At 63.3% G+C, this 20598-nt stretch carries 23 protein-coding genes; 5 read left to right on the top strand and 18 right to left on the bottom strand.

All coding sequences use genetic code 11. The features are described from left to right. Positions 1-381 precede the first annotated feature (381 nt). The 3 genes from ATO9_RS22320 to ATO9_RS22330 are packed head-to-tail and all read left to right on the top strand — an operon-like array spanning position 382 to position 5301. Positions 382-963, top strand: a complete 582-nt coding sequence (locus ATO9_RS22320) for a helix-turn-helix domain-containing protein (protein WP_043754751.1) — start codon at positions 382-384, stop codon at positions 961-963. Next, positions 950-3277: a relaxase/mobilization nuclease domain-containing protein gene (locus ATO9_RS22325; protein WP_043754753.1), complete on the top strand. Its 2328-nt coding sequence runs from the start codon at positions 950-952 to the stop codon at positions 3275-3277. Before ATO9_RS22320 ends, ATO9_RS22325 begins: the two co-directional genes overlap by 14 nt. Next, positions 3277-5301, top strand: coding sequence for a type IV secretory system conjugative DNA transfer family protein (locus ATO9_RS22330; RefSeq protein WP_043754755.1), 2025 nt, complete (start codon positions 3277-3279; stop codon positions 5299-5301). Before ATO9_RS22325 ends, ATO9_RS22330 begins: the two co-directional genes overlap by 1 nt. 70 nt (positions 5302-5371) lie before the next feature. Here the strand turns inward: ATO9_RS22330 and ATO9_RS23770 are convergent, their stop codons facing one another. The 16 genes from ATO9_RS23770 to ATO9_RS22410 all read right to left on the bottom strand — a co-directional run bounded on the left by ATO9_RS23770 (position 5372) and on the right by ATO9_RS22410 (position 18020). Further along, the gene (locus ATO9_RS23770; RefSeq protein ID WP_052418544.1) at positions 5372-5935 is read right to left on the bottom strand and encodes a hypothetical protein; all 564 of its coding nucleotides are present in this window, start codon (positions 5933-5935) and stop codon (positions 5372-5374) included. Between the two features lie 583 nt (positions 5936-6518). After that, positions 6519-7598: a TrbL/VirB6 family protein gene (locus ATO9_RS22345; RefSeq protein ID WP_043754759.1), complete on the bottom strand. Its 1080-nt coding sequence runs from the start codon at positions 7596-7598 to the stop codon at positions 6519-6521. A gap of 6 nt (positions 7599-7604) precedes the next feature. Further along, complete coding sequence (locus ATO9_RS22350) at positions 7605-8009, bottom strand: hypothetical protein (RefSeq protein ID WP_043754761.1); 405 nt, start codon at positions 8007-8009, stop codon at positions 7605-7607. Beyond that, a complete protein-coding gene (locus ATO9_RS22355) occupies positions 8006-8197 on the bottom strand; it encodes a hypothetical protein (protein WP_043754763.1) in 192 nt (63 codons plus the stop codon). The genes ATO9_RS22350 and ATO9_RS22355 overlap by 4 nt, the downstream gene beginning before the upstream one ends. Further along, a complete protein-coding gene (locus ATO9_RS22360) occupies positions 8194-9183 on the bottom strand; it encodes an ATPase, T2SS/T4P/T4SS family (RefSeq protein WP_043754764.1) in 990 nt (329 codons plus the stop codon). The genes ATO9_RS22355 and ATO9_RS22360 overlap by 4 nt, the downstream gene beginning before the upstream one ends. 1 nt (position 9184) lies before the next feature. Then, complete coding sequence (locus ATO9_RS22365) at positions 9185-10579, bottom strand: TraB/TrbI/VirB10 family type IV secretion system protein (RefSeq protein WP_043754766.1); 1395 nt, start codon at positions 10577-10579, stop codon at positions 9185-9187. After that, the gene (locus ATO9_RS22370; protein WP_043754768.1) at positions 10576-11271 is read right to left on the bottom strand and encodes a TrbG/VirB9 family P-type conjugative transfer protein; all 696 of its coding nucleotides are present in this window, start codon (positions 11269-11271) and stop codon (positions 10576-10578) included. Before ATO9_RS22370 ends, ATO9_RS22365 begins: the two co-directional genes overlap by 4 nt. Continuing rightward, complete coding sequence (locus ATO9_RS22375) at positions 11272-11925, bottom strand: VirB8 family type IV secretion system protein (RefSeq protein WP_043754769.1); 654 nt, start codon at positions 11923-11925, stop codon at positions 11272-11274. A gap of 10 nt (positions 11926-11935) precedes the next feature. Continuing rightward, the gene (locus ATO9_RS22380) at positions 11936-12766 is read right to left on the bottom strand and encodes a type IV secretion system protein (protein WP_043754771.1); all 831 of its coding nucleotides are present in this window, start codon (positions 12764-12766) and stop codon (positions 11936-11938) included. Then, a complete protein-coding gene (locus ATO9_RS22385; RefSeq protein ID WP_202902176.1) occupies positions 12763-13923 on the bottom strand; it encodes a lytic transglycosylase domain-containing protein in 1161 nt (386 codons plus the stop codon). The genes ATO9_RS22380 and ATO9_RS22385 overlap by 4 nt, the downstream gene beginning before the upstream one ends. Further along, positions 13907-14074 carry a hypothetical protein gene (locus ATO9_RS24650; RefSeq protein WP_202902177.1) on the bottom strand — a complete coding sequence of 56 codons (168 nt, stop codon included), beginning with the start codon at positions 14072-14074 and terminating at the stop codon, positions 13907-13909. Before ATO9_RS24650 ends, ATO9_RS22385 begins: the two co-directional genes overlap by 17 nt. Next, positions 14071-16446 carry a VirB4 family type IV secretion/conjugal transfer ATPase gene (locus ATO9_RS22390; protein WP_043754774.1) on the bottom strand — a complete coding sequence of 792 codons (2376 nt, stop codon included), beginning with the start codon at positions 16444-16446 and terminating at the stop codon, positions 14071-14073. Before ATO9_RS22390 ends, ATO9_RS24650 begins: the two co-directional genes overlap by 4 nt. Beyond that, positions 16436-16714 carry a VirB3 family type IV secretion system protein gene (locus tag ATO9_RS22395; RefSeq protein ID WP_043754776.1) on the bottom strand — a complete coding sequence of 93 codons (279 nt, stop codon included), beginning with the start codon at positions 16712-16714 and terminating at the stop codon, positions 16436-16438. Before ATO9_RS22395 ends, ATO9_RS22390 begins: the two co-directional genes overlap by 11 nt. A gap of 13 nt (positions 16715-16727) precedes the next feature. Then, positions 16728-17018 (bottom strand): TrbC/VirB2 family protein, encoded by a 291-nt coding sequence (locus ATO9_RS22400; RefSeq protein WP_043754778.1) that lies wholly within the window; start codon positions 17016-17018, stop codon positions 16728-16730. Beyond that, a complete protein-coding gene (locus ATO9_RS22405) occupies positions 17015-17620 on the bottom strand; it encodes a lytic transglycosylase domain-containing protein (RefSeq protein ID WP_043754780.1) in 606 nt (201 codons plus the stop codon). Before ATO9_RS22405 ends, ATO9_RS22400 begins: the two co-directional genes overlap by 4 nt. A gap of 43 nt (positions 17621-17663) precedes the next feature. Continuing rightward, a complete protein-coding gene (locus ATO9_RS22410; protein WP_043754790.1) occupies positions 17664-18020 on the bottom strand; it encodes a hypothetical protein in 357 nt (118 codons plus the stop codon). A 307-nt stretch (positions 18021-18327) separates the two neighbouring features. Here ATO9_RS22410 and ATO9_RS25090 point away from each other — a divergent pair, with 307 nt between their 5' ends. Further along, on the top strand, positions 18328-18492 hold the full coding sequence (locus ATO9_RS25090; RefSeq protein ID WP_420329725.1) for a hypothetical protein: 165 nt from the start codon (positions 18328-18330) through the stop codon (positions 18490-18492). 151 nt (positions 18493-18643) lie between these two features. Beyond that, positions 18644-18901 carry a helix-turn-helix domain-containing protein gene (locus ATO9_RS22420; RefSeq protein WP_043754782.1) on the top strand — a complete coding sequence of 86 codons (258 nt, stop codon included), beginning with the start codon at positions 18644-18646 and terminating at the stop codon, positions 18899-18901. Between the two features lie 22 nt (positions 18902-18923). On the opposite strand, the gene ATO9_RS22425 is transcribed toward ATO9_RS22420, so the two are convergent. Continuing rightward, entirely contained in the window at positions 18924-19661 is a 738-nt protein-coding gene (locus tag ATO9_RS22425) for a hypothetical protein (protein WP_043754795.1), read from the bottom strand. A 100-nt stretch (positions 19662-19761) separates the two neighbouring features. After that, positions 19762-20010: a hypothetical protein gene (locus ATO9_RS22430; RefSeq protein ID WP_043754784.1), complete on the bottom strand. Its 249-nt coding sequence runs from the start codon at positions 20008-20010 to the stop codon at positions 19762-19764. Positions 20011-20598: the final 588 nt, after the last annotated feature.

Below are 20598 nucleotides of genomic sequence, written 5' to 3' on the forward strand. Positions count from 1 at the left end.
TCCGGAATAACAGTCGGGCTGTGCCCGCCGGTTTTTCCGGCAGAGATTTGGGCCAAGCCAAATCTGGCCGCCCTTGACCCTGTCCGTCAGCCCCGTCGGTGAAGAGATGCGCCGCCCCTCGCTTCCGTCCGAACACGGGTCCGTGTTCGGCCAGACCCTCGGGCGCGGGCATGACAACAGGTGGCCGAGGTGCGGTTGGAGATGGTCGGTGTTGCTGGGCCCTTCGGGCCGGGCCTCGCACCTGCGGTGCTCGGCTTGAAGCGGAATTCAAGGTCGCCTGGGAGCGACTTCCAATAATATAGCATTGACCAACTCATATAGCATCGTATGATGAGGGCGACCTTGAATGAAGGTGGCAGGAAATAGGGGGGCTTTCTTCGCATGAGCCGGACCAGGAGACTGACAGAGACGGAGCGCGCGGAGATCGTCCGCGCCGCCGGGGACGGCGTCTCGACATCCGAGCTCGCGAAGCGCTTCGGGGTCACGCCCCGGGCGGTGCAGTACACGTTGAAAGCCGACGCGGACCGCCAGCGTGATACGGCCGTGGCGACGGCCGCAGTGACCGTGAAATTGACCCCGGAGGAGTTGGCGGCGCTCGATGAGGTCCTGGCCGCGGCCGGCATCGAGACCCGCACGGAGGGAGTCAGAAGGCTCATCCAGGCGGCGGGGGGAACCTTCGTTCCGGACGCGCAGCTGGCGGGTGAACTGGCGCGCTATCGGGCCTCCCTGCACGAGGTCGGCAACGGCGTCGTGCAGATCGCCAAGCAGATGGTGAAGGCCAACCAGATGGAGCGCGGTGCAGGTCCTGAGTTCACCGATTTGCGCCTCGTGCAGATGCGCGGTCTGGCACGGTTCATCCTCGACTCCGCTGATGAGATCGACCTGCTCTTGCGCCGCCGCCGGGACGGGATGCGACTCGCGGCGACGGCCGCGCTGAGGGAGTTTGCCCATGCGGCTGAATGATGCCGTCCATGACGTCACCGGCGAGATCTTCCGGGATGGCTGGAGCCGGATCCGAGGCTCGGGGCAGGGTCTGCAGTCCGGGCGGCAGAAGCAGCTTGTGCGGGCAGCGGCGGGGCATCGTGCGGCGGTCTTTAAGGCGATCCGGAGCGGAGGCACGCATACAAAGTCCCAGCTCGAGAACCAGCTCGACTACCTCACGACGAAGTCCTCGCACATCGTCGACTCGAGCGGCTTCCTGGACGGGAAGGCGAAGCTCGAGGCGAAGGAGATCAAGGACCTGACCGAGCGGTTCACGAAGCGCTGGAGCGCCGGGTTCAAGCCCAAGCTCGGGCAGACGACCCATATGCTCATGTCCTATCCGATTGGCACGAAGGGCGAGGATGTGCGCGACATCACCGCCAATGTGGCGGAGCGGTTTTTCCAGTCTGACGAGGGGCATTTCGACTACATTATCGCGGTCCATGAGGACCGGGATCACCCCCACGCGCATATAGTCTTGAACCGCCGATCGCAGGAGGGCGAGTTCTTCTTCCTGGGTCGCGATCACCGGTTCAACTACGACGATTTCCGCCTCGCGATGGTCGAAGAGGCCGAGAAGTTCGGGGTGCGCCTCGAGGCCACACGGCGGCTCGATCGGGGCGTCGTGCATTATCCGCCCCGGACCCGAGAGGTCTATGCCGCCAAGGACGAGGGTAGGGTTGCGGAGCCGCGCCCACGGGTCGGGGCGGATCTCGACCGGGCTCTCGAAGAGATCGCCAACACGCGGATCGTCTACCACGCGCTCGCCGCAGAGGCTTCCTCCGACAGTCGTGAGGACATCGCCGAGGCCTTGTTCCGCGCCGGAGAGCTCCTGGCGAAGGGCGGCAAACTTACCTCGGAAGGAGGGGTCTACATGGCCGAGGACCAATCATTTGACGACCTGCGAACCCGCTATGCCGACCAGGTCGAGCGCGTCCAGGGGATGATCGCCGAAAAGCCGGAAGCCGAGCGGCCGCGGCTTGAGAAAAGTCTTAACGAGATCCAGGCGCGGCTTGCGCATATGCAGCCGCTTGGTCTCAGGTCGGTGACGCTCACTGAGAAGCCATCGGAGGGTGGGGTCTATTCCGAGACCAATATCGATGCGGCGCGGCTCGACCGCTTGCGCGACCCCGAGGTGCGGGCTCAGGTCGACACCGCGCTGCGCGGAACCGGGATCAGCTCTTCCGTCGTCGTCGCCCGGATGGAGACGGGCGCGCAGAACGCCGCGCTGGAGCGCCAATGGATCGCGGACGATCTGGCCCGCGTGGCATCCCGCGATGGTCTCAACCTGGAGCGCCGTGCAGATCTGAAGGCCGCGCGCGACACCCTCAATCGCGCCCACGTCCAGCTCGGCGTTGCACTGGAGCGGGCAGGGGTCTTGCGTGAGGATGGCGTCGTCGAAATCCGCACCGTGACGGAGCGGTTCCACTATCACCCGGACGCCACGAAGGCCATGGAGCGCGCGATCCGTCAGGACATGCGCTCGGACGGCCTGACGGATCAGCAGATCGAGGCGCGGGAGTGGGAGGTCGCTTCCCGCGCGGAACGGCGGATCGAGGAGGAGCAACGGGGCTATCTCGATACTCATCCAGAGCTCCTCGCGCGCCCGGGTGATGTGATCGACCGGTCGGAACCCTACCGGGAGCGGATCACCGACGAGGATCGGGCCCGCGAGATCACTCGCGAGGTCGATCGGATCATGGAGGGCCGCGATCTGCGGACGCCTGTTGCGGATGCCGTGACGGAGGCGTTCCGAGACCGATATCCCGATATGCCGTCGCATCTCGCCCGTGGACTCGGCGCGACCTATGCGGCGGTCACCGAGCTGCGCGACACCGAGGCCATCAACCAGGCCCGCCGCGAAAACGAGCTCCGGGAGACACGGTTCGGCTCGCGTGAGGAGCAGCTCGCGGAGGGGCGTGAGGCGGATGCCGTTGATGCGAAGCCGATTGCCGATGCCGAGATCCGGCGGATCATCGATCACGAACGAGCCGGAAACCTGCATGGGCCGTTCCAAGTCGAGAGCCAGCGCCTGGCTTACCGCGACGCAGTCGAGCGGGATCTCGATGCGGCGCAGATCGACCGGCTGCGGGACGGGGATGCGGACGTGCTCAAAATCCAAATCGAGGACCGTCTCGACCGGCTCTATGTCGCCAAGACCTACCTGCAATCGGACGCGGCCACCGCCAACAGCGAGGCGACCCGCGCCGTGGTGGAGGAGATCGCCGACCGCGAGTTCGAGCTCCAGCGTACCGACCTGGTTGACGGAGAGAGCGAGCGCGGGGAGACCCACTGATGGGAGGGTTCGGAAAGGGCCGTCTGGCCGTCGGCGTCGTGCTGGTCACGCTCATTGCCGCCGCCATCGGCTATGTCATCGCCTCGGCCGTCATCACGTTCCGGGATCTGGGTTTCCGGGTCGAGATCGACTTCTTCTACATCGCGCAGACCTACCGGGCGATCGGTGCCGCGCGCCCCGACGACTTCCGCCTGATCAACCTGATCATGGGCGGGGCAGGGGTGGCGGGCCTCATGATGAGCCTTGCGCTGTCCGGGTCGGCCCTGACCCGGTTCGGCTACACCCATTGGCAGACCCGCCGCGAGATGAAGCGGAATGGATTTTTCGGCGCGCCCGGTACGGGCTTTGTCATCGGCAAACTCGGCAAGCCCGGGTCCCGCGCGCCGTTCCTCTGCTCCCGGACCTTCCCGCACGCCCTGATCGTGGCGCCGACCGGGCGCGGCAAGACCACCGGGTTTGTCATCCCGAACCTGCTGACCTGGCAGGGCTCGACGGTCGTGCTGGACGTCAAGGGCGAATGCTTCAATGCCTCGGCGCGCCACCGGGCGGCACAGGGGGACGAGGTCTTCCGGTTTGCCCCGACGGATTGGGATACGAAGCGCACGCATCGCTACAATCCGCTTCTTCGGATCTACGAGCTCGAAGACCCGGCGCGCCAGCAGATGGAGTTGCAGCTGCTGGCCACGCTCTTCCTGCAGAACGACAACGACCGGGTTCAGGGGCTCCTGAAGGGTGGGATCGATCTCTTTGTCGCGGCCGGCCTTCTGGCCTTTCAGCGTCACAGGCCGACGCTCGGGGAGATCTACCGCATCGCGGCCTCGGGCGGGCAGAAGCAGAAGGAATATCTCGCACGGTCTCACGAGGTGCAGAACGCCGCGGCCCGGCTGATATTCACGCGGCTCGCCTCGACCAACAACGACACACTGACCTCCTATGTCTCGCTCCTGATGACCTCGGGTCTCGATCAATGGCAGAACCCGGCGATCGACGATGCGACGGCGGTGTCGGATTTCGACTTCCGGACGATCCGCAAGACGCCCTTCAGCGTCTATCTCGTGGTCCAGCCGCTCATGGTGAAACCGCTGGCGCCGCTGATCCGGCTCTTCTTCTCCGACCTCCTGTCCGCCCTGCAGGACAAGGAGCCGGGGCCGGACGAGCCCTGGCCGGTGATGATCATGCTCGACGAGTTCAATCGCCTCGGGAAAATGCCGATTGTGGCCGAGAGCATCGAGGTGCTGCGCGCCTATCGTGGACATCTTGCGGTGGTCACCCAGACCATTCCGGCCATCGATGAGATCTATGGTGAGAACACACGGCGGGCACTCCAGGGGAACGCCGGGATCAAGCTCTACCTGACGCCCTCGGACGAGAAGACGGTGGAGGAGCTGAGCAAGGCGGTCGGCAAGACCACGAAAACCGTGGTCACGCGTTCTCGCGCTGTCGGGAAAAATCCCTTCGAGGGTCGTAGTCAGTCCGAGCGCACGGAGGAGGTTGCGCTCTTGCCCGAGGATGAGGCACGGCGCCTGCCGCTCGACGAGATCGTCGTCGTCGTGGACGCCCAGATGCCGGTCCGGGCCAAGCGCGTGGTGTATTACGACGACCCGTTTTTCAGGGCCATCCATGCCGCACAGGAGGGGGAGCTGCCCTTCCCGGACGGGCCTGTCCCTCCGATGCCGGAAGCGCCCCTGAGCGTCCGGGCGACGCCGACGGCGCCGCGGGGGTCAGATCTTTCGGAACGTGACTTCGAGGCCAGGATGGGACTTGGGGAGGGCGGTGCGAGCTCTGCCAATAATGACATGCTTGCGTCAGCGTCCCGGCCGGTTCGCGCCGCTGTCCTCGCGGAGGATCAGCGCCAGTTCGAGATGGAGTTCGGCCGACGGGCAGATCTGGAAGTGGACGCTCCGGGCAAAGGCGATGTTGCGCAAGTTCAGGACGCGATGATCGAACTTGAGCGGTTGGAGGCGGAGATATCCGGTTCGGCACCGCGCGTCGGCGAGGTGGGCGAGAAGTTGAGGGACGGCTAAGCCGTCATTCGGGCGTCACGCAAGGATGTCGCGATGGTGTCTTATGGCTTCGCTCTTCAGTCGGCCGTTGTCACAGGTGAAGGACAACTGGCTCGTCGCACTCGGCTCGAGGGGCCCGCTCGATCGTCGAGGGGTCGATCTCACGCATTGTCAACTGAGCATTCACCCGACGGGCCGCTGGCCCCGCACGAAACCACTTCGCGGCCGAAGCGAGATTGAAGCGCGGGCGACGCTGGCCTTTCGCCGGCTTTGAGGCCTCGATCAGCACCTCGATCATCTCGTCGATACGGTAAAGGCCACCGGCAACCGGAAGGGGCATCTTGCGCTGCTGGAGCGCCTGTCGCTTCACCTCGAGCTTCTCGGCGACATCCGCGAGTGTCACCAAGTCGGGACGAACTTCGCGCAGGACTGTGCCCTCCGGCAGTGCCTTGATCAGCACCCGGGCCGCTTCAAGGATTGTGCCCTCGGCCTCATCCCCTTCAAGTTCCAATTCTACGCCCAGGAGACCGGCCTGACCGGTGCCCACGAGAGCATCTTCAAAACCTGCCTCATAGACGGCGTCCGAGAGCGCAAACGCATCGTGCTCCCCGTCGGGGAGTGCAAAGACCAGTTCGAATTCGAATTCTTCAGCCATCTGCTTTACCTTCATCGTATTGCTGAAGCTTCACGCAGGCCAGAGCCTTCTGTCGGATCCTCTTCGCGAACTGCTGTGGGTTCTTCGGGGTCGACCAGACAGACATCTGACAGAACTCGCCACAGCGGCAGTCCTTATCGTTGGCCGGACATCGGAGAATCCCCCACGCGTGCCCCTTGCCCTCAATAAGGTCCCATCCCAGCTCTTCTAGCTCCTGGATGACAGCCTCGATTTCCTTTGACGTGTGCTTCTTCCTTGGCACCTTAAATACTCCACTCTATTAAATTGTCAAGCGACAAGTTATTGGGTCGGCAACAACTCGGCTACGCTTTGCGACCGGTCAACCGCCCTCACCAAAGTGGAGCTCGTCGCGACTGACATTGACTTGAGAACCGCATACTGGACAGGCCTCCCAGACAGAAATACCAGTGCTGATGCGTTTCCACATCGCTCACTGGCCGTATGACGTCCCTTGGAGCTCTAAGGCGACACCAAGGTAAACCATTGTCTCCGTGCCTTGCGGGGCAAATGTCGGGCCCAAAGGAAAGCCGGTTTCCGGCAGGCTTGCCACCTTTGGACGGTGCTACCGCCTGCCCAACCTGCTCAGCCGTGCCAGTTGCGCAAGCATGCGGGCGCCGGTTCCGGAGGAGTCACCAGAAGGCGCCGCCGGAGCGCCACCCGCGGCGTTCGGGCGGGTCGGGAGCGCTTGGACACCGAGAAACTGCCGTGCCCGAAGCGCGGCATATTCGGCACCGGTCGCGCCTCCGATGGCGTATCGGTTGTAGACCTGTTGGTTTCCCGCAAGCCCGCGCGCGAAAGCATAGCTCCCGCCAAAGCCTGCCGAAAGCGCCGGCATCATGATGTTTCCGGAGACAGATCGCACGATGAAGGGCGTGGCGATGATGAATCCCTTCGCCATGAGCACCATCATGAAGAAGGGCAAGAGGGCGCCGATGTTCGAAGCCCCCTCCGGATCACCGAGCTCGGCGAGTAGCGCGCGAGAGACCCCGGTGATGGTCGCAAAGACGCCGGCGATGACGATGGGGTAGATCGCGAAGGAGATCAGCGCCGAGAGCCAGCGCGCGAAATAGTCCTTGGTCACCTCAAAGAGCGTCAGAAAGATCATCGCCGGTGCCATCCCGATCAAAAGTGTGATCATGAGCCGGGAGGCGACGATGATGAAGGCTGCCAGCCCTCCGAGGATTGACAGCAGGAGAACGCCGAGGGTGTCGAGGAGCGCGCCGGCCATCCAGTTCAGTTCGGACCCCGCGGCGTTCAGGTAGTCTCCGAGCGCCGCGATGAGCTGATCGAACTCCTCGGCGAAGGTCCCCGACGGTCCTGGCGTCCCGCCGCCGACCGACGCAACCAGCGATCCGGCAATACTGTCTATCCCGTTCAGGATAGCGGATGCTAGGGCGTTGAACTGGACCCAGTTGGTCGCGAATATCCCGATCAGGCCAATTTTCACGGCGAGCCAAAAGGCGGTTCGGCCATCCATAGATCGGTATTGGTAGATCATGTTGAGGCAGACGAGGATTACCACGAGCGTCGTCCCGAGGACCAGTATCGTTCCGACAGTGGCGGCCACCGCCCCGAACTGGGTTTCGGCTGCCGAGTCCAGATAGCCTTCGGCCGTTTCCACGAAATACGCGACGACGCTCATGACCCGCTACCAGTTTCCGGCCGTTTCGCAGATCGGCATGGCCTGCTTCCGGAGCTCGTTCGCCTGGCGTCGAAAGTCTGACGTCGCCTCGACCACGTCCCAATACTCTGCCGAGGAATAGCGATCAAAATAGACCGCCTCTGCGGTCTCCCAGGATGGGTACCGGGTGGCACATGCGCAGCTTTGCGCGTCGACGATGCGCCCCATACTCTGAAACCGGTAAATTTGCTGGATCAGGAGCCGCTTGTAGGCCTGGCGCGCCTCAGTGTTGCGCATCCACTCAGGTTCGGGCGGCTGATCGGGGCAGGTATCGGGTTGATTGTCGAGCGTCGGGACTAGGTCGCGCTCGGCCGATGCGAAGGTGGCTGATAGAAGAAGGAATGAGCAGACGAGAGCAGTCGTGCGCTTCATGTCACCGCCTCCGCCGGCCGGTCCGCGACCTCGCGTTTGAGGAAGGCGGTATAGCCATAGTCGCCTGCCTCGGCGGAGATCACCTCCCAGCCTTCGGCGCCCCGTTCGTTCAGGGCGTGCCGCATCTCTTCATAATCCTTCTGCTTCTTCACCTTGCAGAACAGGATGTCGTATTCAAACCGCTTCATGTCTTCTGCCTTTCCTGCAATTCGGTTCCGGGGAGATAGAACTCAGTGATGCCGCGTTGGCCGTCCTCGCGCCCGGCCTGAATGATCACGTCGATCGAGCTTTCGATGTATTGGACCATGTCCTGGTAGGTCATCGGGATCTCGGTCTTGAGCGCAGCGATGGCGAGACGTTGGACCGCGAGTTGTGGGGTCTCGGCGTGGAGGGTTGTCATCGAGCCGCCATGTCCGGTGTTGATGGCCTCGAGGAAGGTCATAGCCTCCTTGCCACGCACCTCGCCGAGGATGATGCGGTCGGGTCGCATTCGAAGCGTCGCGGTCAGGAGCACGTCGGCGGATTGGAACTCCGCGTCCCGGTTGGCGATGAGCGTCACGGCATTGGGCTGGGCAGGCAGCAGTTCGGCTGCCTCTTCGATGGTGACGATGCGTTCTTCGCCCGGAACGTAGGAGAGGATCTTGCGCGCCGCGACGGTCTTGCCGGTCGAGGTGCCACCAGAGACGATCATGTTGAGCTTGTTTTCGACACAGAAGCCGACGGCGGCGTAAATGTCACCGGAGGTGACGACCTCGCGCAGCGCGCGGTTCTTCTCCTGGCGCAGCTCCTCGAGTTTGCGCTCTTCGCCGTAAAGGAAGCGGAGTTCGATCCGGTCAAGCGGCAGGTTCGAAAAGAACCTGAGTGAGATCGACATGCCGGCGAGGACGGCAGGCGGTGTTACGACCTGGGCCCGGATCGGGCGACCGCGATAGGTGATCGAGACCGAGACGATGGGCTTGTCCTTGCTCATGGTTGTGTTGGCGCCAGAAGCGATCTGATTGCCGAGATCGTGCAACTCGGTGACGCTCAGGCGCTGGTCCAGCGCGCGCATGAAGTGATCGCCCTGGAATTCGCCCCAGCAGGTGCCATCCGGGTTGATGCAGATCTCGATCACATCGTCGCGTGCGGCGTCTTTAAGCTTGTCGAGCGAGGCCTGCAGATAGGAGACGGTCATTTCAGAAGATCTCGAGATCACGGTCGACCATCACGGTGACGCGCGCGCCCTGGTCGACATGGATGACGGGGCCGATGGAGAGGTAGTCGCCGATCACGGAATCGGTGGCATCCGCTAGGTCGTCTCCTACATCCTGCAAGACCTTGGCGGTGGCCTCATCCTCGACCTGCGCCGATGCCACGTTCGGCGCGGCCGAGATGATGGAGATCAGCGCGGCGGAGCCAAAACGCTCGTCGAAGCGCGTGTCCACGAAACCGGTGACGCCCGAGCGCCCGAGTTCGTCGCCGCCGAAGGAACTGATCTGAACGGTCTGGTTGTTGGGCAGGATGATCCTGTCCCAAGCGATGGTCACACGCTTTTGCGCGACCTCGACGCCTGACCGGTAGCGTCCGATCAGGCGCGACCCGCGCGGGATCAGCAGTCGCGTGCCGTCATAGCTGAAGACATCTTCGGAGATGATGGCGCGGGTCTGGCCGGGGAGCGCGCTGTCGAGCGCGGTCTCCATCACCGCCTGGATCATCGTGCCCTGGATGACAGTGTTCGCGGGGTTGGCGATTACCTCGGCCTGGGTGACCGTGCTGGGGAGCGCGCCGTTCAGCACGAAATCCGTCACCTCGCCGAACGTGCGCTCTGCGAGGTCTGTTGCACCGGCGTCGGCACCACCGGTGCCGCCGAGGGCGATCACGGGCGACGCGATCCGTCGCTCCTGAAACGCACGTTCCTCCGCGGCGCGCCGTTGAAGCTCCGCCAGACGCCGCGCCTCCTCTTCGCGCCGGAGCCGGTCCTCCTCCCGGGCGCGGAGCTCCTCGTCGGTCGGGCCGAGAGGGGCGGGGCCAGGAGCATTGGCTTCCAGCAACGCAAGGTCCAGATCTGTCCGCAATTGCTTGAGTTCGCGGTCACGCGCCGCGAGCTCCTCCTGAAACCCTTCCTGAGCGCGCTCGGAGGCCGCCTGCAAGGCCGCGATCTGCGCAGTGAGCGCCTCCATGGCCTCGGCAGCGGCGCTATCCCCTTCCTCGGCCCGGGCGGGTGCAGCCTTCAGCTCTTCGATCTGTGCCTGCAAGGCCTCAATCTGTGCGAGGAGTTCGACATTGACCTCTGCGGGTTCCGGTTCAACGAGAACGATTTCCGGTTCGGGGGCTGGGGGCGGGACGAAAGGCTCGATCTCACCGAACCCGTCGCCCTCGAGCTGGAATTCGTCCGGTGTCGCCGTCGGAAAGGCGACCTCTTCCTCAGGCTGGGAGAACAGATAGAGGACCGTGCCACCCGCGAGGGTGAGCCCCGTCATCAGAACTGCGAGGAGGGGGGAGCGCCGTTTGGTGGATGCGCCAGAGTGCCGCTTGCCTTGCTCGAGGGCGGCCAGACGTTTCTCGAGATCGGGGTTCGGAGTTTCGCTCATGAGGTGGTTCCCACGGGTGGGGCAGCCTCGATACAGACGACTTCCTCGCCCAAGCGCAGTACCCATTGACGGCTGACGCCGGAGACGCGGATCACGCCGTCCTCCACGACGCCTGTGTTGACGGTGCGTTCGCGGCCATTGGAAAAGCGGAAGATTGCCGGGACCGGCGCGTTTCGGGGGAAGGCGAAATAGGTGAAGGTTCCGTCGTCCCAGATCCGGGTCGGGGTGAACTCGGTCCGCGCGCTGGCCCCGTAGTTATAGTTCGGGGCGGCTTGCGCGATGGCGTTGGCCGGGCGCTGGTTGTCTTGCGGGTAGCGGAACTGCACCACATAGAACGTCGGGCTCGATACCTCGGCGACGTTGAAATAATAGCTGCGCCGGTTGGTATAGACGGTGACGTTGGTGTGGACGCCGCGGGCGAGGGGCTTGATCGCGAAGGCGCGCCCGCCCGGCACGCCGTCGATCTCGAAGCCTTCGGTGTCACCGGCGATGACGGACCGGATGCTCTCACCCTCGCCGAACTCGATGGTCGTGACATGGGTGAGTGAGACGCTGAGACGGTAGACCTGCCCCTCCTGGTAGGTTGCGATCCGGACGCGGTGGTTGTTCGCGCCGCCACGCGGGATCGCCTCGGCGCGGGCGAGCCCGGTCGTGAGGGAGAGGGACAGGAGGGTGATGAGGCAAATCTTCAACTAGTTCTCCATTCTGTCCGAGCGGATCGCGTATTCGACGACGGTGAAGCCGAAGGGGTTGGTCCAGACCTCGTCGATGGTGCGACGCGTCTCGGGGCGGAACTCGAAGAGCAGCGTCGCGGTAAAGAGGCCCGCCTGAACGCCCTGGACCGAGGTCAGGCGTTTGCGGAGCCGAACAGTGGCCCTGTTGCTACCGATCCGGTTGATGCTGAGGATCTCGACATCGAGCCGGGCGTTCGGCCCGTAGGCGCTCGGGGGATAGTCTGCGTTGGCCGAATTCCAGATCTGGCGCAGCGAGGCCTCAGCCGCACGGTCGGACCGGCTAAGCACGTCGCGGATGCGCAGGTCGTTGTCGAGCTGGTTATAGACCTCGCGGTCGGTCACGTAGCGGAACACTTCCGCTTCGATGATTGCCCGGTTTCCGGTGACGGTGGTGGCGCCAACTGAAGCCTCGGGGAGGGCGAAGCCGGTTTCCGGATCGTAGGGCACGACGACGGGGGGCGGATCAACATCGAGGATGGCGACGGCCGCCGCGCTTAGACAGCCGATGATACCGAACCCCAGGCCAAGAAACCCCAGACGCTGCCAGAGCCGTTCCCGTCTCAGGGCGCCATAGACCAGTTCCTCCTCGATGATGGCCGTTTCGTCGTCCAAAGTCTCAGCCTCAATCTGCGTTCAATTCCGGGAGCGTGAAATCCATGAATCTCTGTTCCTCGGCGATGGTGGCGGCATCGATGACGCCGCCGGTTCCGTCGCCTACGGTCTGAATCGCTTCGAGTTGCCACATGGCGGCGAGCGCGATGGCAAGTTCCGCCGTCACACGGGTGTTGAGGTCAACGCTCTCCTTCAGCTCGTCCATGTCTTTTATGAGACCGACGAGCCTTTTGACGCGTTCGAGGGATTGTCCCGCGTCGTCGTAGCTGTTCTGGGCCGCAGCCGAGACCAGCGCTCCAGTCGTGGCCTGCGTTGCCACCCGACCCGCACCGGGGTTGCTGCTCCGGGCCATTTCCGCGAGCGTGTCCTCGTCAAAGCCGAGATCGGCCAGGACACGGTCCATCTGGGTCTCGATCTCGCTGGCGCCGGAGCCGGTGAGGCCGGAGAAATCGCCGCTCTTGATCGCTTCGATGGTGGCGAGGATGTCCCCGAATTCCTGGTCGAGAAGACCATTCAACTCCTCTTCCATCTCTGTCTGGATGATTTCCGGAAGTTCGGCGATGCGTGTCAGGGCCTCATAGGTCCGCTGCAGCTCCGCGAGCTGGTCCGTGAGCGTGGCCAGCTGTTCGCGGAGTTGGGCGAGCTGCTCGTTCTGCAGGATTTCGTCTTCGATCATCTGCCGCAGTTGCTGGATGTTCTGGGCGATGTTCTGGGTGTCGACGACCGGCACGCCCTGGGCGTGCGCCGGGGCGATGGCCGAAACTGCCAGGCCGAGTGCCAGGGTCCCGACAAGGGCCAAGGTGCGGAGCGGTGCAGGCTTGATCGATCCATGTGGCGTCATTGCAGGTCCTCCAATGTGAACTCCATGAATTCGTCCTCGGCCAGACGCGCCGCCGCTCGCGCGAGTTGAGCGGCGCTGACTGGCCGGGTGCGGGCGGCTTTGAGGCGAATGCGCGCCGCCATCAGGCGGACGAGCTCCGCTCGTGCATAGGCGTTGAGTGCCATGCTTTCCTGGATGCCTTCGGTCTTGCCAATCCGGGTGACGATGTCTTGGATGCGCAGCGCCGCCTGTTGGATCGCGGCGGGGGCATTATTGCCGTAGAAAGCCGCGCCATGTCCGGCGAGCGAGAGCTGGGCATTGGCATAAAGCGCCGGATCGATCGTGCCGAGTGCTTCGACGCCGCCGATCCTCGCGAGGTAGAGATTGTAGCGTTCGGGGATGACCGTGACGTAGTGTTGGGTCTCCTTGAAGGGCGGCACGCCGCCGTATTCGAACACGCGGCCCGGGCCCGCGTTATAGGCCGCGAGCGCATTGATGATGTTGCCGTCGAAGGTGGCGAGCTGCGCCGCGAGGTAGCGCGCCCCGCCCATCACCTGCAAATAGGGGCTGTCATAGTATTCCGGGTTGATGCCGAGATCGCTGGCGGTGTCCGGCATGATCTGGGTCAGGCCAAAGGCCCCGACGGGGGAACGTGCGCCGATGGAAAACCGGCTCTCCTGCCAGATCAGCGCCTGCAGGAGGGCGCGCCATTGCAGGACTGACAGCCCGGCGCGGCTGACACCTGCAAGCCCTGCGGTCTCTTGGGCGGCCCGGACGATCAACTGCTCGATATTTTCCGCGGCATCCCCGAACATGTTCGCGCCGCCCGGATTGGGATCGACATCGCCCGAGCCATAGACCGCTTCTGTCGACCGCTCGGCGTCGCCACTACCGGCCTCCAGGTCCAAGACCGTGCCCGCCACCCGCCCGCCGCCGAAGCTGGTCTGGGCGTCAAGGATGTTGCGCAGAACCGCAAGCTGCTCCTGCTCGATAGCGGTCAGCAGTTCCTTCAGGGCCAGCTTGTCACGCTGCAAGGCCAGGTCGGTCTCCCGGTCGCCCGTCTCGACGAGATCACGTGCGGTCAGCCCGGAGTCGTTTACAGGCACGCCCTGGGCGATCGTGGCAGTCGGCAGGAGGGCCGCCAGAAGGATATGGGCGAGCTTAGACGTCAACGCCATCGTCCAGGCTGCCGACAGGGGCAAAGAGGCAATCCGGCTCGGCTGCGTCGAGAGAGGCGCGGAAGGCGAAGCAGTTGGCTTTGGGCTCGCGGTAGTCCGCGCAGGAAGAGAGTGCGCTGATTGCGGCCAGGAGGGCGAGGGTGCGGATCAAGGGAGCCTCCAGAAGTCGGGACGGGTGCGGTAGTCGGCGCCGACAAGGGCCTCGCCCTTCTCCATGCCGCCCAGGATGGTGAGGAGGGGGCCGAGCGCCGAGAGGTCGGCGTCGACCACCACGGAGCCAGTGTCGTCGCGGATGAGGGCAAGGCGGCTGGCGCTGCCGGTGTTCAGGAGCACGTCGAGCTCCTTCTCAAAAAGATTCAACATCGAATAATCCGAGGCATGTGCGCGAATGTTGGGAAGGAGGATCTGCGTGGGCACCGCCTCGATTATGGTCTTGCCGGTGCGTGTGCGCTCAAGTTGGCTCGCATATTGTGTCATCATCACCGCGACCGTGTTCTGCTTCCGGGCGGTCACCAGCCAGTTCGACAAGCGCTCGGCGAAATACGGGTTGTCGAGTGCCTTCCACGCCTCGTCGATCACAATGATAGTAGGCCGCCGGTCCTCGATCTTCCGCTCGATCCGTCGGAAGAGATAGGAGAGGACTGCCATGCGCTCCTTCTCGCTCTCGCTGTCGAGGATGCCGGTCAGGTCGAAGCCGACCACATCACCCTCGAGAGAGAAGGTGTCTTCGAGGCTTAGCCCGAAGATCCAGCCGTAACGGCCGTCCTCCGTCCACTCGAAGAGACGCTCGTGCAGATCGCCATTGTCATCGGTCGATACGAAGAGCGACGCGAAATCCCGCCAGTTCCGCAAGGCGGGGTCGGTCGCGGTGGCGTTCTGGCGGACCACCTGCTGGATGCGGTTGGTTTGGGCAGGCGTCAGCGGCTTGTCGGCGCGGTGGAGGAGGGAGCCCAGCCAGTCCGACAGCCAGGCCGTGCCGCGGGCGTCGGTTTCGGTCCAGAGCGGGTTGAGGCCGGTCGCCTGCCCGGCCTTGATTGAGGCGTAACGCCCGCCGTTGGCGCGCACGGCCATCTCCATGCCGAGCCGGTAGTCGAAGACGAAGACGCGCGCGCCGACGCGCCGGGCCTGGGTCATCAGGAAGGCGGAGAGGACAGATTTGCCGGAGCCGGGACGGCCCAGGATTAGGGTGTGCCCGCTGGTTGGCTCTTTGTCGGGGCTCCCCTGTTCGTGGTAGGAGAACCGGTAGGCGCTCTGTTCCGGGGTCGGGAAGAGCGTGATTTCCTGGCCCCAGGGCAGCTGGTGTTTTTCCTTGCCGAGCTGTGTTCGGTGCAGCGCCGCGAAATCCGCGAAGTTGCGGTTGGTGACAGCGCTGGCGCGGACCCGCTTCGGTTGGTTGCCCGGATGCTGGCTGAAATAATGCGACTTGGCCGCCATGCGCTCGCCGATCATCTTCACACCCTCGGCCGCGGCGGCGTTGACGATCTCGGCCCCGAGGGTCTGGAGCTCGTCGAGACTGTCGCAGAAGACGGTCACGACCATATGGTGCTCGCCGAAGCTCTGGCGCTTGGCCTCGAGATCGTCATGGGCGATGTCGAGAGCTTCGAGGAGCGAGAGGGCGGCATCCTGGGAGGCCTGCATCTGGCGCTTCTGGCGCTTGATCCGGCCGGCCATCAGGTTCGAATTGATCGGCGTGAAGGAATGCGTGACGATCATGTCGACCGGCAGGTTCAACATGTCGAACATGGTGCAGGTGGTCCCTTCCGCATATTCGCCGATGGTGAAGCTCTTACCGTAACGGTGGCCTGCGACGCCGCCTGACAGCTCGAAGTGATCCTCGAGAAAGGTAACCCGGGTGTTGGCGACGTTGGTGGCCAAAAACCCGTAGCGCCCCGCCGGGTATAGCGGCAGCTCTCGGCCCGTATTGAGCGCGCCTAGGAAGCCGATCAGTTCCCCGGAAGCCGCGGAGAGGACGCGGGGCCTGAGTTCGGCGAGGCCTGAGGTGAAGACCCCGACAGCCTCCCTGAGGCGCCGGACCCGCTTGGCGGTCTCCTCCTTGAAACGCTCCGGTGCAGAACGGTTCACGAAGCCCAGAAAACTCTTGGGCGGAGGGCGGTGGATGATTGTGAGCGTCAGGGTTTTGTCGCGCAGACCCGCCGATCCCAACCTCAGACGCCAGGCCTGATCCACCGCCGCCGCGAATCCGTCGCCCTGGACCGGGAGCAGGTCCGGCATGATCGCCTTTGAAACCTTGTGCACATAGTAGCTGAACTCTGGTCCGAGTTGCGCGATGATCCGGGCGAAGAGCGCGCTCACCTTGTCGAGATAGGCGTCGTCGGTGGTGTAGCTGTTCACGCCGCCGAGGCGGACGCATTGGAACAACTCGTTGACGCGTGTCCGGACCGTGTGGTCATCGACGAGGCTGACGTACGGAAGCATATGCGCGAGGCGTTTCTCCTTTGCATGCCAGTCCGGCAGGAGGGTGCGCTCATCGTATGTCGCGTCCGGGGCTGCACTATGGCGCATAGCTATCGCCCCCGTGGATGGCGCGGTTCCGCGTTGGCGGCGTCTCCTGCAACGCCGTCATCATGACGTCGATGAAGCGCGGGTCCCAGTCCGCAGCTTTCCAGAGCAAGGGGTAGAGAACCGCGGCGACGCCGAGGACCGCCATGTGCTGCACCCAGACGAAGAGCAGCACCGAGCCGAAAAGCCAGACCATCGCATACATGATCGGCAGGCCGAGGAGCTTTGGCGGGCGGACGAGCCCTAGGAAGAGGGGGGATCGCTCTGCCACGACTGCCCCCGGTTCAGGAGCCGAAAACGGCAGCGACGATGGTTGGCGCTGCGGCCACGCCTGCGATGCCGACCAGTACCCAGAGCGCCTGGCGCAGGTCGATGATGTTCATGAACCAGCTGATGAAGACCCCGAGGACCGCGAGGGTGGCGAGAACGACGCCAAGTGGGCCGGTCAGCGCGTCCACGATCCCCTGCAGCAGGCTCTGGATCGGGGAGAGGTCAATGCTTTGCGCCAGAGCCGGGTCTGCCAGAACGATCAGCGCCATGGTCAGGGCGATCAGGAGATTGGATGTCGACTTCATTGAGCTGTTCCTTCCAGGCGGTTGACGACGGCCAGCACGCGCGCGACGTGGGTCCGGGTCTCGGAGTAAGGGGGGATGCCTGCATGTTTGCGGACCGCATCGGGCCCGGCGTTGTAAGCGGCAAGTGCGAGGCGGGTGTCGCCGAACTCGGCCAGCATCATGGCGAGGTAATGCGCCGAGCCGGAGAGGTTTTGACGCCAGTCCGTGGCGTCCACTCCGAGGAGACGGGCCGTGCCCGGCATGAGTTGGCCCAAACCGATGGCGCCGGCATGCGAGACAGCGTGCGGATTGTAGCCGCTCTCGATCTCGATATTGGCGCGGTAGAGGTTCAGCCAGTCCGTGGCGGTGACGCCCGCGGCGCGCAAACCGGGGTGGCCGGCATAGCGTAGCGCGGTTTGGTCGATGGCTGCGAGGATATGGGGCTCGGGCGCGCGGAGCGGAGGCGCGGTGACAGATACCCGCACTGCGTCCGCATCATCGCCAAGGACCGGTAGGTCCTGAGCAGGTGACCCCTGGCCAACACCGTCGGTGTAGGTCCGGGCGAAGTGCTCCTGTCTCTGGCTCGGCCGGAGCGAGCCGTCGCCCTCCATCACGAGCACCATCTGAGCCGAGACAGGGGCGCTCAGGACCGAAAGGAGAAGGGCGCTAAAGCCGGAGCGCCGCCATCTCGTCGCTGGAAAGCTTGTGGACCGTGCGTCTGCCCTCTTCGAGGGGCACGTCGGCATGTGAGAACCCGAATGCCTGAAGCAGGGAAATAACTCCGGTGACGGTCTTGATCTCGCGAATCTTGATGTCGTTCCGGGAGGTCCGTGTACGTGCAGTGACCAGAAGTTTTTCGACGCCGTCGTCGCTGACGGCGCGCAGGATCCAGGCCCCGTGCCAGTTGGGGCCTTTCCGGAAGGCGTCTGACTTGCAGACAACTTCGACGCGATAGCCGCTGGCGACCAGATCGCGAAATCTGGGTTCGGTGACCACATTTGGCGCTTCTTTATCTAGGTCCATCACCTGGATCACGCTCCCAAACAAGACGGCGACCCGGGCATCATCAGTTGATACCTGAGTCTACGATAATATAGTATTGACGCACAACCTATAAAAATGCGCCACCTTGCGAATTTTCGCCGATACAGACGGATAAACGGGACACATGCCATCGATCAAGCGAATAAGGGTTTTTCTTAACCTCGGGTTGAGGCGTCGACGCCTTGCGCGCCTTATACTCCTGCTCTTGTTTGGTTTTGCACCACACGATGTATTGGCTGAATTTTGCGATCCGCCGCAACGACCGTTTGTGCCGCAGGATGCTAGGGTGGCAGAAGACTACGCCGATATCATCCGGCGGGATTTTGAACTCTACTTCCGTGATATCCAGTCCTACCTGCGTTGTCTCGACGCCGAACGCGCCCGAGCTTTCCAGGAGGGTCGTGAGGTCAGCGAGGACTACCGACGATTCCTCGGTAGGTCGGACGAGTAGGGGACGGCCAGGTCCCCGCCGCTCGCCGGTGCATGGGGAATGTCTTCTCAGGGCGACCTAGCGTCGAATATGTAGTCTCATACACGAGAACTTCCCACTTTTTAGATTGTCTGCAAACTGGATTAGCCCGGTCGCAAGAGGTTCGCGATACGTGGCAAAAACGATCAGGAGGTCGGGGAATGAAGCGCTCCGCGATGCATTGATCGCGGCCCGGAAGTCGACTGGCCTTACGCAAGCCGAGCTCGCGTCCCGGCTGAGATGCCACCAAACTTTCGTGGCACGGGTCGAGAGCGGGGAGCGGCGGATTGATGTGATCGAGTTAATCGTCTTGGCGCGTGCCTTTGGGGAAGACGCTTCGATATTTCTGACAGCGGCCGAGGAAGCTACGGAGCCAGATCACCGCATATAACGGCTCCGCAGGTATCGCGACGTCAGTAGTTTACCTGTTCGAATCCATAGGTGCCCTGAACGTCACGCCAGTCGACGAAGACGGAGCGGTTGGACACCCGTGGGCAGTCCAGCCCCCAGTGCTCAAGCCCGACATGGGCCGGGGGCAGGGTCTCCGGAGACGATCTCTCCCAGGAGAATTCGCCTTGTGTTCCGTACCTTCCGAGGACGACCGAAGCGGAGCGGATGCATCCTCCCTCCTTTCCGGCGTTGTACTGCTGTGCGTATCGAACGTCATAGACGCGGATCGAACGCACAAAGTCGAACTCCGGGCCGCTTATGTCGATGTCGGCGCTCTGGGTCAAAAGCAGAGTCGCATCGTCAGGAACCAGCGCAGCGTAGGCGCGAACCGTCCCTTCATCCAAGCGCGGCGTCGCGTTGACGAATGCTGGCTCGGCAGGGCTCTGGGGCATGGTCTCTTGGTCGAACAGGATGTCGAAGAACCGGGCCCGGGTTTGTTGGTCCTCTTGCTCTTGGTAGGACGCGCCCATGGGACATCGCCAGATTTGAAGCGGGGGCTCGACAGGCCAAGGGGTGATACGGCGGATGAATTCGCCACGCGCGCGGGCGCAGGGAGCCGAGGCCGGCCATCCCCCGGAAAGGCAGAGAAGGATCGCGCAGTCGATCGGATAAGATTGCGCGATAGCTTTCGTGGTGCCGAAAGCGACGGGCGCCGCGCCGAGAGCGGCCGCGGTGGCAAGACGTTTGAGAAGTTTCTGCATGGCGTGCATTCCGGGCTCCAGCGAGGTCAAAACATGATATGCCGATACTACAGTTTAGATACCTAAAATATAGTTCGTTTCGTTGTCTAGGCGACGGGGGTCACCCTGCGTCTTCACCGCTCGAGAGGGCCGCAAGAAGCTCGGTGACGGCGTCTGATGTGATCGAGCGCGCTCGGGTCAGGATGTCCGTCGGCACGGGCGGATCGATATATCCCGCTGGCAATCGACGATCCACCCACAGGATCGAAAGCTCGGATGTGTTCCACAAATAGACCCAGCCGACCGTTCCTGTTCGCTCCGGCCCCAGTAGGCGAGCGATCGGCTCAGCTTCTTCTTTTAAGGGCTTCATGGGGCCGGATCTCCTGTCCTTGGCCGAAGTCGGTTTCTCGGGTTCGACCTCCGCGTACTGAATTCAAGGTAGGTCGCAGCACCGCAGTGCAGCCAGGCTCGGCGACGCCGGGCCGATAGACGCCGATCAGGCGTGATCAATGGGAAATTCCAGATTCTTTTGCGTAGGAAATGTGGCGGAAGCTGCAACCATTCACGCGTTCGAAGTATTCGTTAACACCTTCCATCCGCCTTACAAAACTCCATTATTGAGTATGAATTGCGGCGCCGGTCTGCAACCCCCAATGACGCCTTTTAGCGTCTGCGCGGTTATCCGCCACTTGTTGCGCTTAAGGCGGTCAGAAACAGTTGGATGCGGACAAGGGTGCGATGCCCTCACTTGGTGACATAGGCCGAAGTGGGCTAATATTTGAAGCCGCCGACAAACTTCCGATGGTCGCCGAAATTTTGAGACGCGCAATCGCAGTGGTGGCCGTCAGGATGGCACTGCAGAAACTAAAATTACATAATGTTGATTACCCGTCTTGGGCCTTGTAGACGGGCACATTCTAAGCTGGGTTGCGACAAATTCCCTATCTTGCTGAAAAGC

This window comes from Pseudooceanicola atlanticus, from assembly GCF_000768315.1.
Taxonomy (GTDB): domain Bacteria; phylum Pseudomonadota; class Alphaproteobacteria; order Rhodobacterales; family Rhodobacteraceae; genus Pseudooceanicola; species Pseudooceanicola atlanticus.

Coding starts and splice junctions, on each gene's coding strand:
- ATO9_RS22390 (WP_043754774.1), bottom strand. CDS start 16,446: ATGCGCCATAGTGCAGCCCCGGACGCGACATACGATGAGCGCACCCTC.
- ATO9_RS22430 (WP_043754784.1), bottom strand. CDS start 20,010: ATGAAGCCCTTAAAAGAAGAAGCTGAGCCGATCGCTCGCCTACTGGGG.
- ATO9_RS22330 (WP_043754755.1), top strand. CDS start 3,277: ATGGGAGGGTTCGGAAAGGGCCGTCTGGCCGTCGGCGTCGTGCTGGTC.
- ATO9_RS22325 (WP_043754753.1), top strand. CDS start 950: ATGCGGCTGAATGATGCCGTCCATGACGTCACCGGCGAGATCTTCCGG.
- ATO9_RS22345 (WP_043754759.1), bottom strand. CDS start 7,598: ATGAGCGTCGTCGCGTATTTCGTGGAAACGGCCGAAGGCTATCTGGAC.
- ATO9_RS22385 (WP_202902176.1), bottom strand. CDS start 13,923: ATGGCGTTGACGTCTAAGCTCGCCCATATCCTTCTGGCGGCCCTCCTG.
- ATO9_RS22400 (WP_043754778.1), bottom strand. CDS start 17,018: ATGAAGTCGACATCCAATCTCCTGATCGCCCTGACCATGGCGCTGATC.
- ATO9_RS22320 (WP_043754751.1), top strand. CDS start 382: ATGAGCCGGACCAGGAGACTGACAGAGACGGAGCGCGCGGAGATCGTC.
- ATO9_RS22365 (WP_043754766.1), bottom strand. CDS start 10,579: ATGAGCGAAACTCCGAACCCCGATCTCGAGAAACGTCTGGCCGCCCTC.
- ATO9_RS22425 (WP_043754795.1), bottom strand. CDS start 19,661: ATGCAGAAACTTCTCAAACGTCTTGCCACCGCGGCCGCTCTCGGCGCG.
- ATO9_RS22355 (WP_043754763.1), bottom strand. CDS start 8,197: ATGAAGCGGTTTGAATACGACATCCTGTTCTGCAAGGTGAAGAAGCAG.
- ATO9_RS23770 (WP_052418544.1), bottom strand. CDS start 5,935: ATGGCTGAAGAATTCGAATTCGAACTGGTCTTTGCACTCCCCGACGGG.
- ATO9_RS22380 (WP_043754771.1), bottom strand. CDS start 12,766: ATGACGCCACATGGATCGATCAAGCCTGCACCGCTCCGCACCTTGGCC.
- ATO9_RS22410 (WP_043754790.1), bottom strand. CDS start 18,020: ATGGACCTAGATAAAGAAGCGCCAAATGTGGTCACCGAACCCAGATTT.
- ATO9_RS22360 (WP_043754764.1), bottom strand. CDS start 9,183: ATGACCGTCTCCTATCTGCAGGCCTCGCTCGACAAGCTTAAAGACGCC.
- ATO9_RS22405 (WP_043754780.1), bottom strand. CDS start 17,620: ATGGTGCTCGTGATGGAGGGCGACGGCTCGCTCCGGCCGAGCCAGAGA.
- ATO9_RS22350 (WP_043754761.1), bottom strand. CDS start 8,009: ATGAAGCGCACGACTGCTCTCGTCTGCTCATTCCTTCTTCTATCAGCC.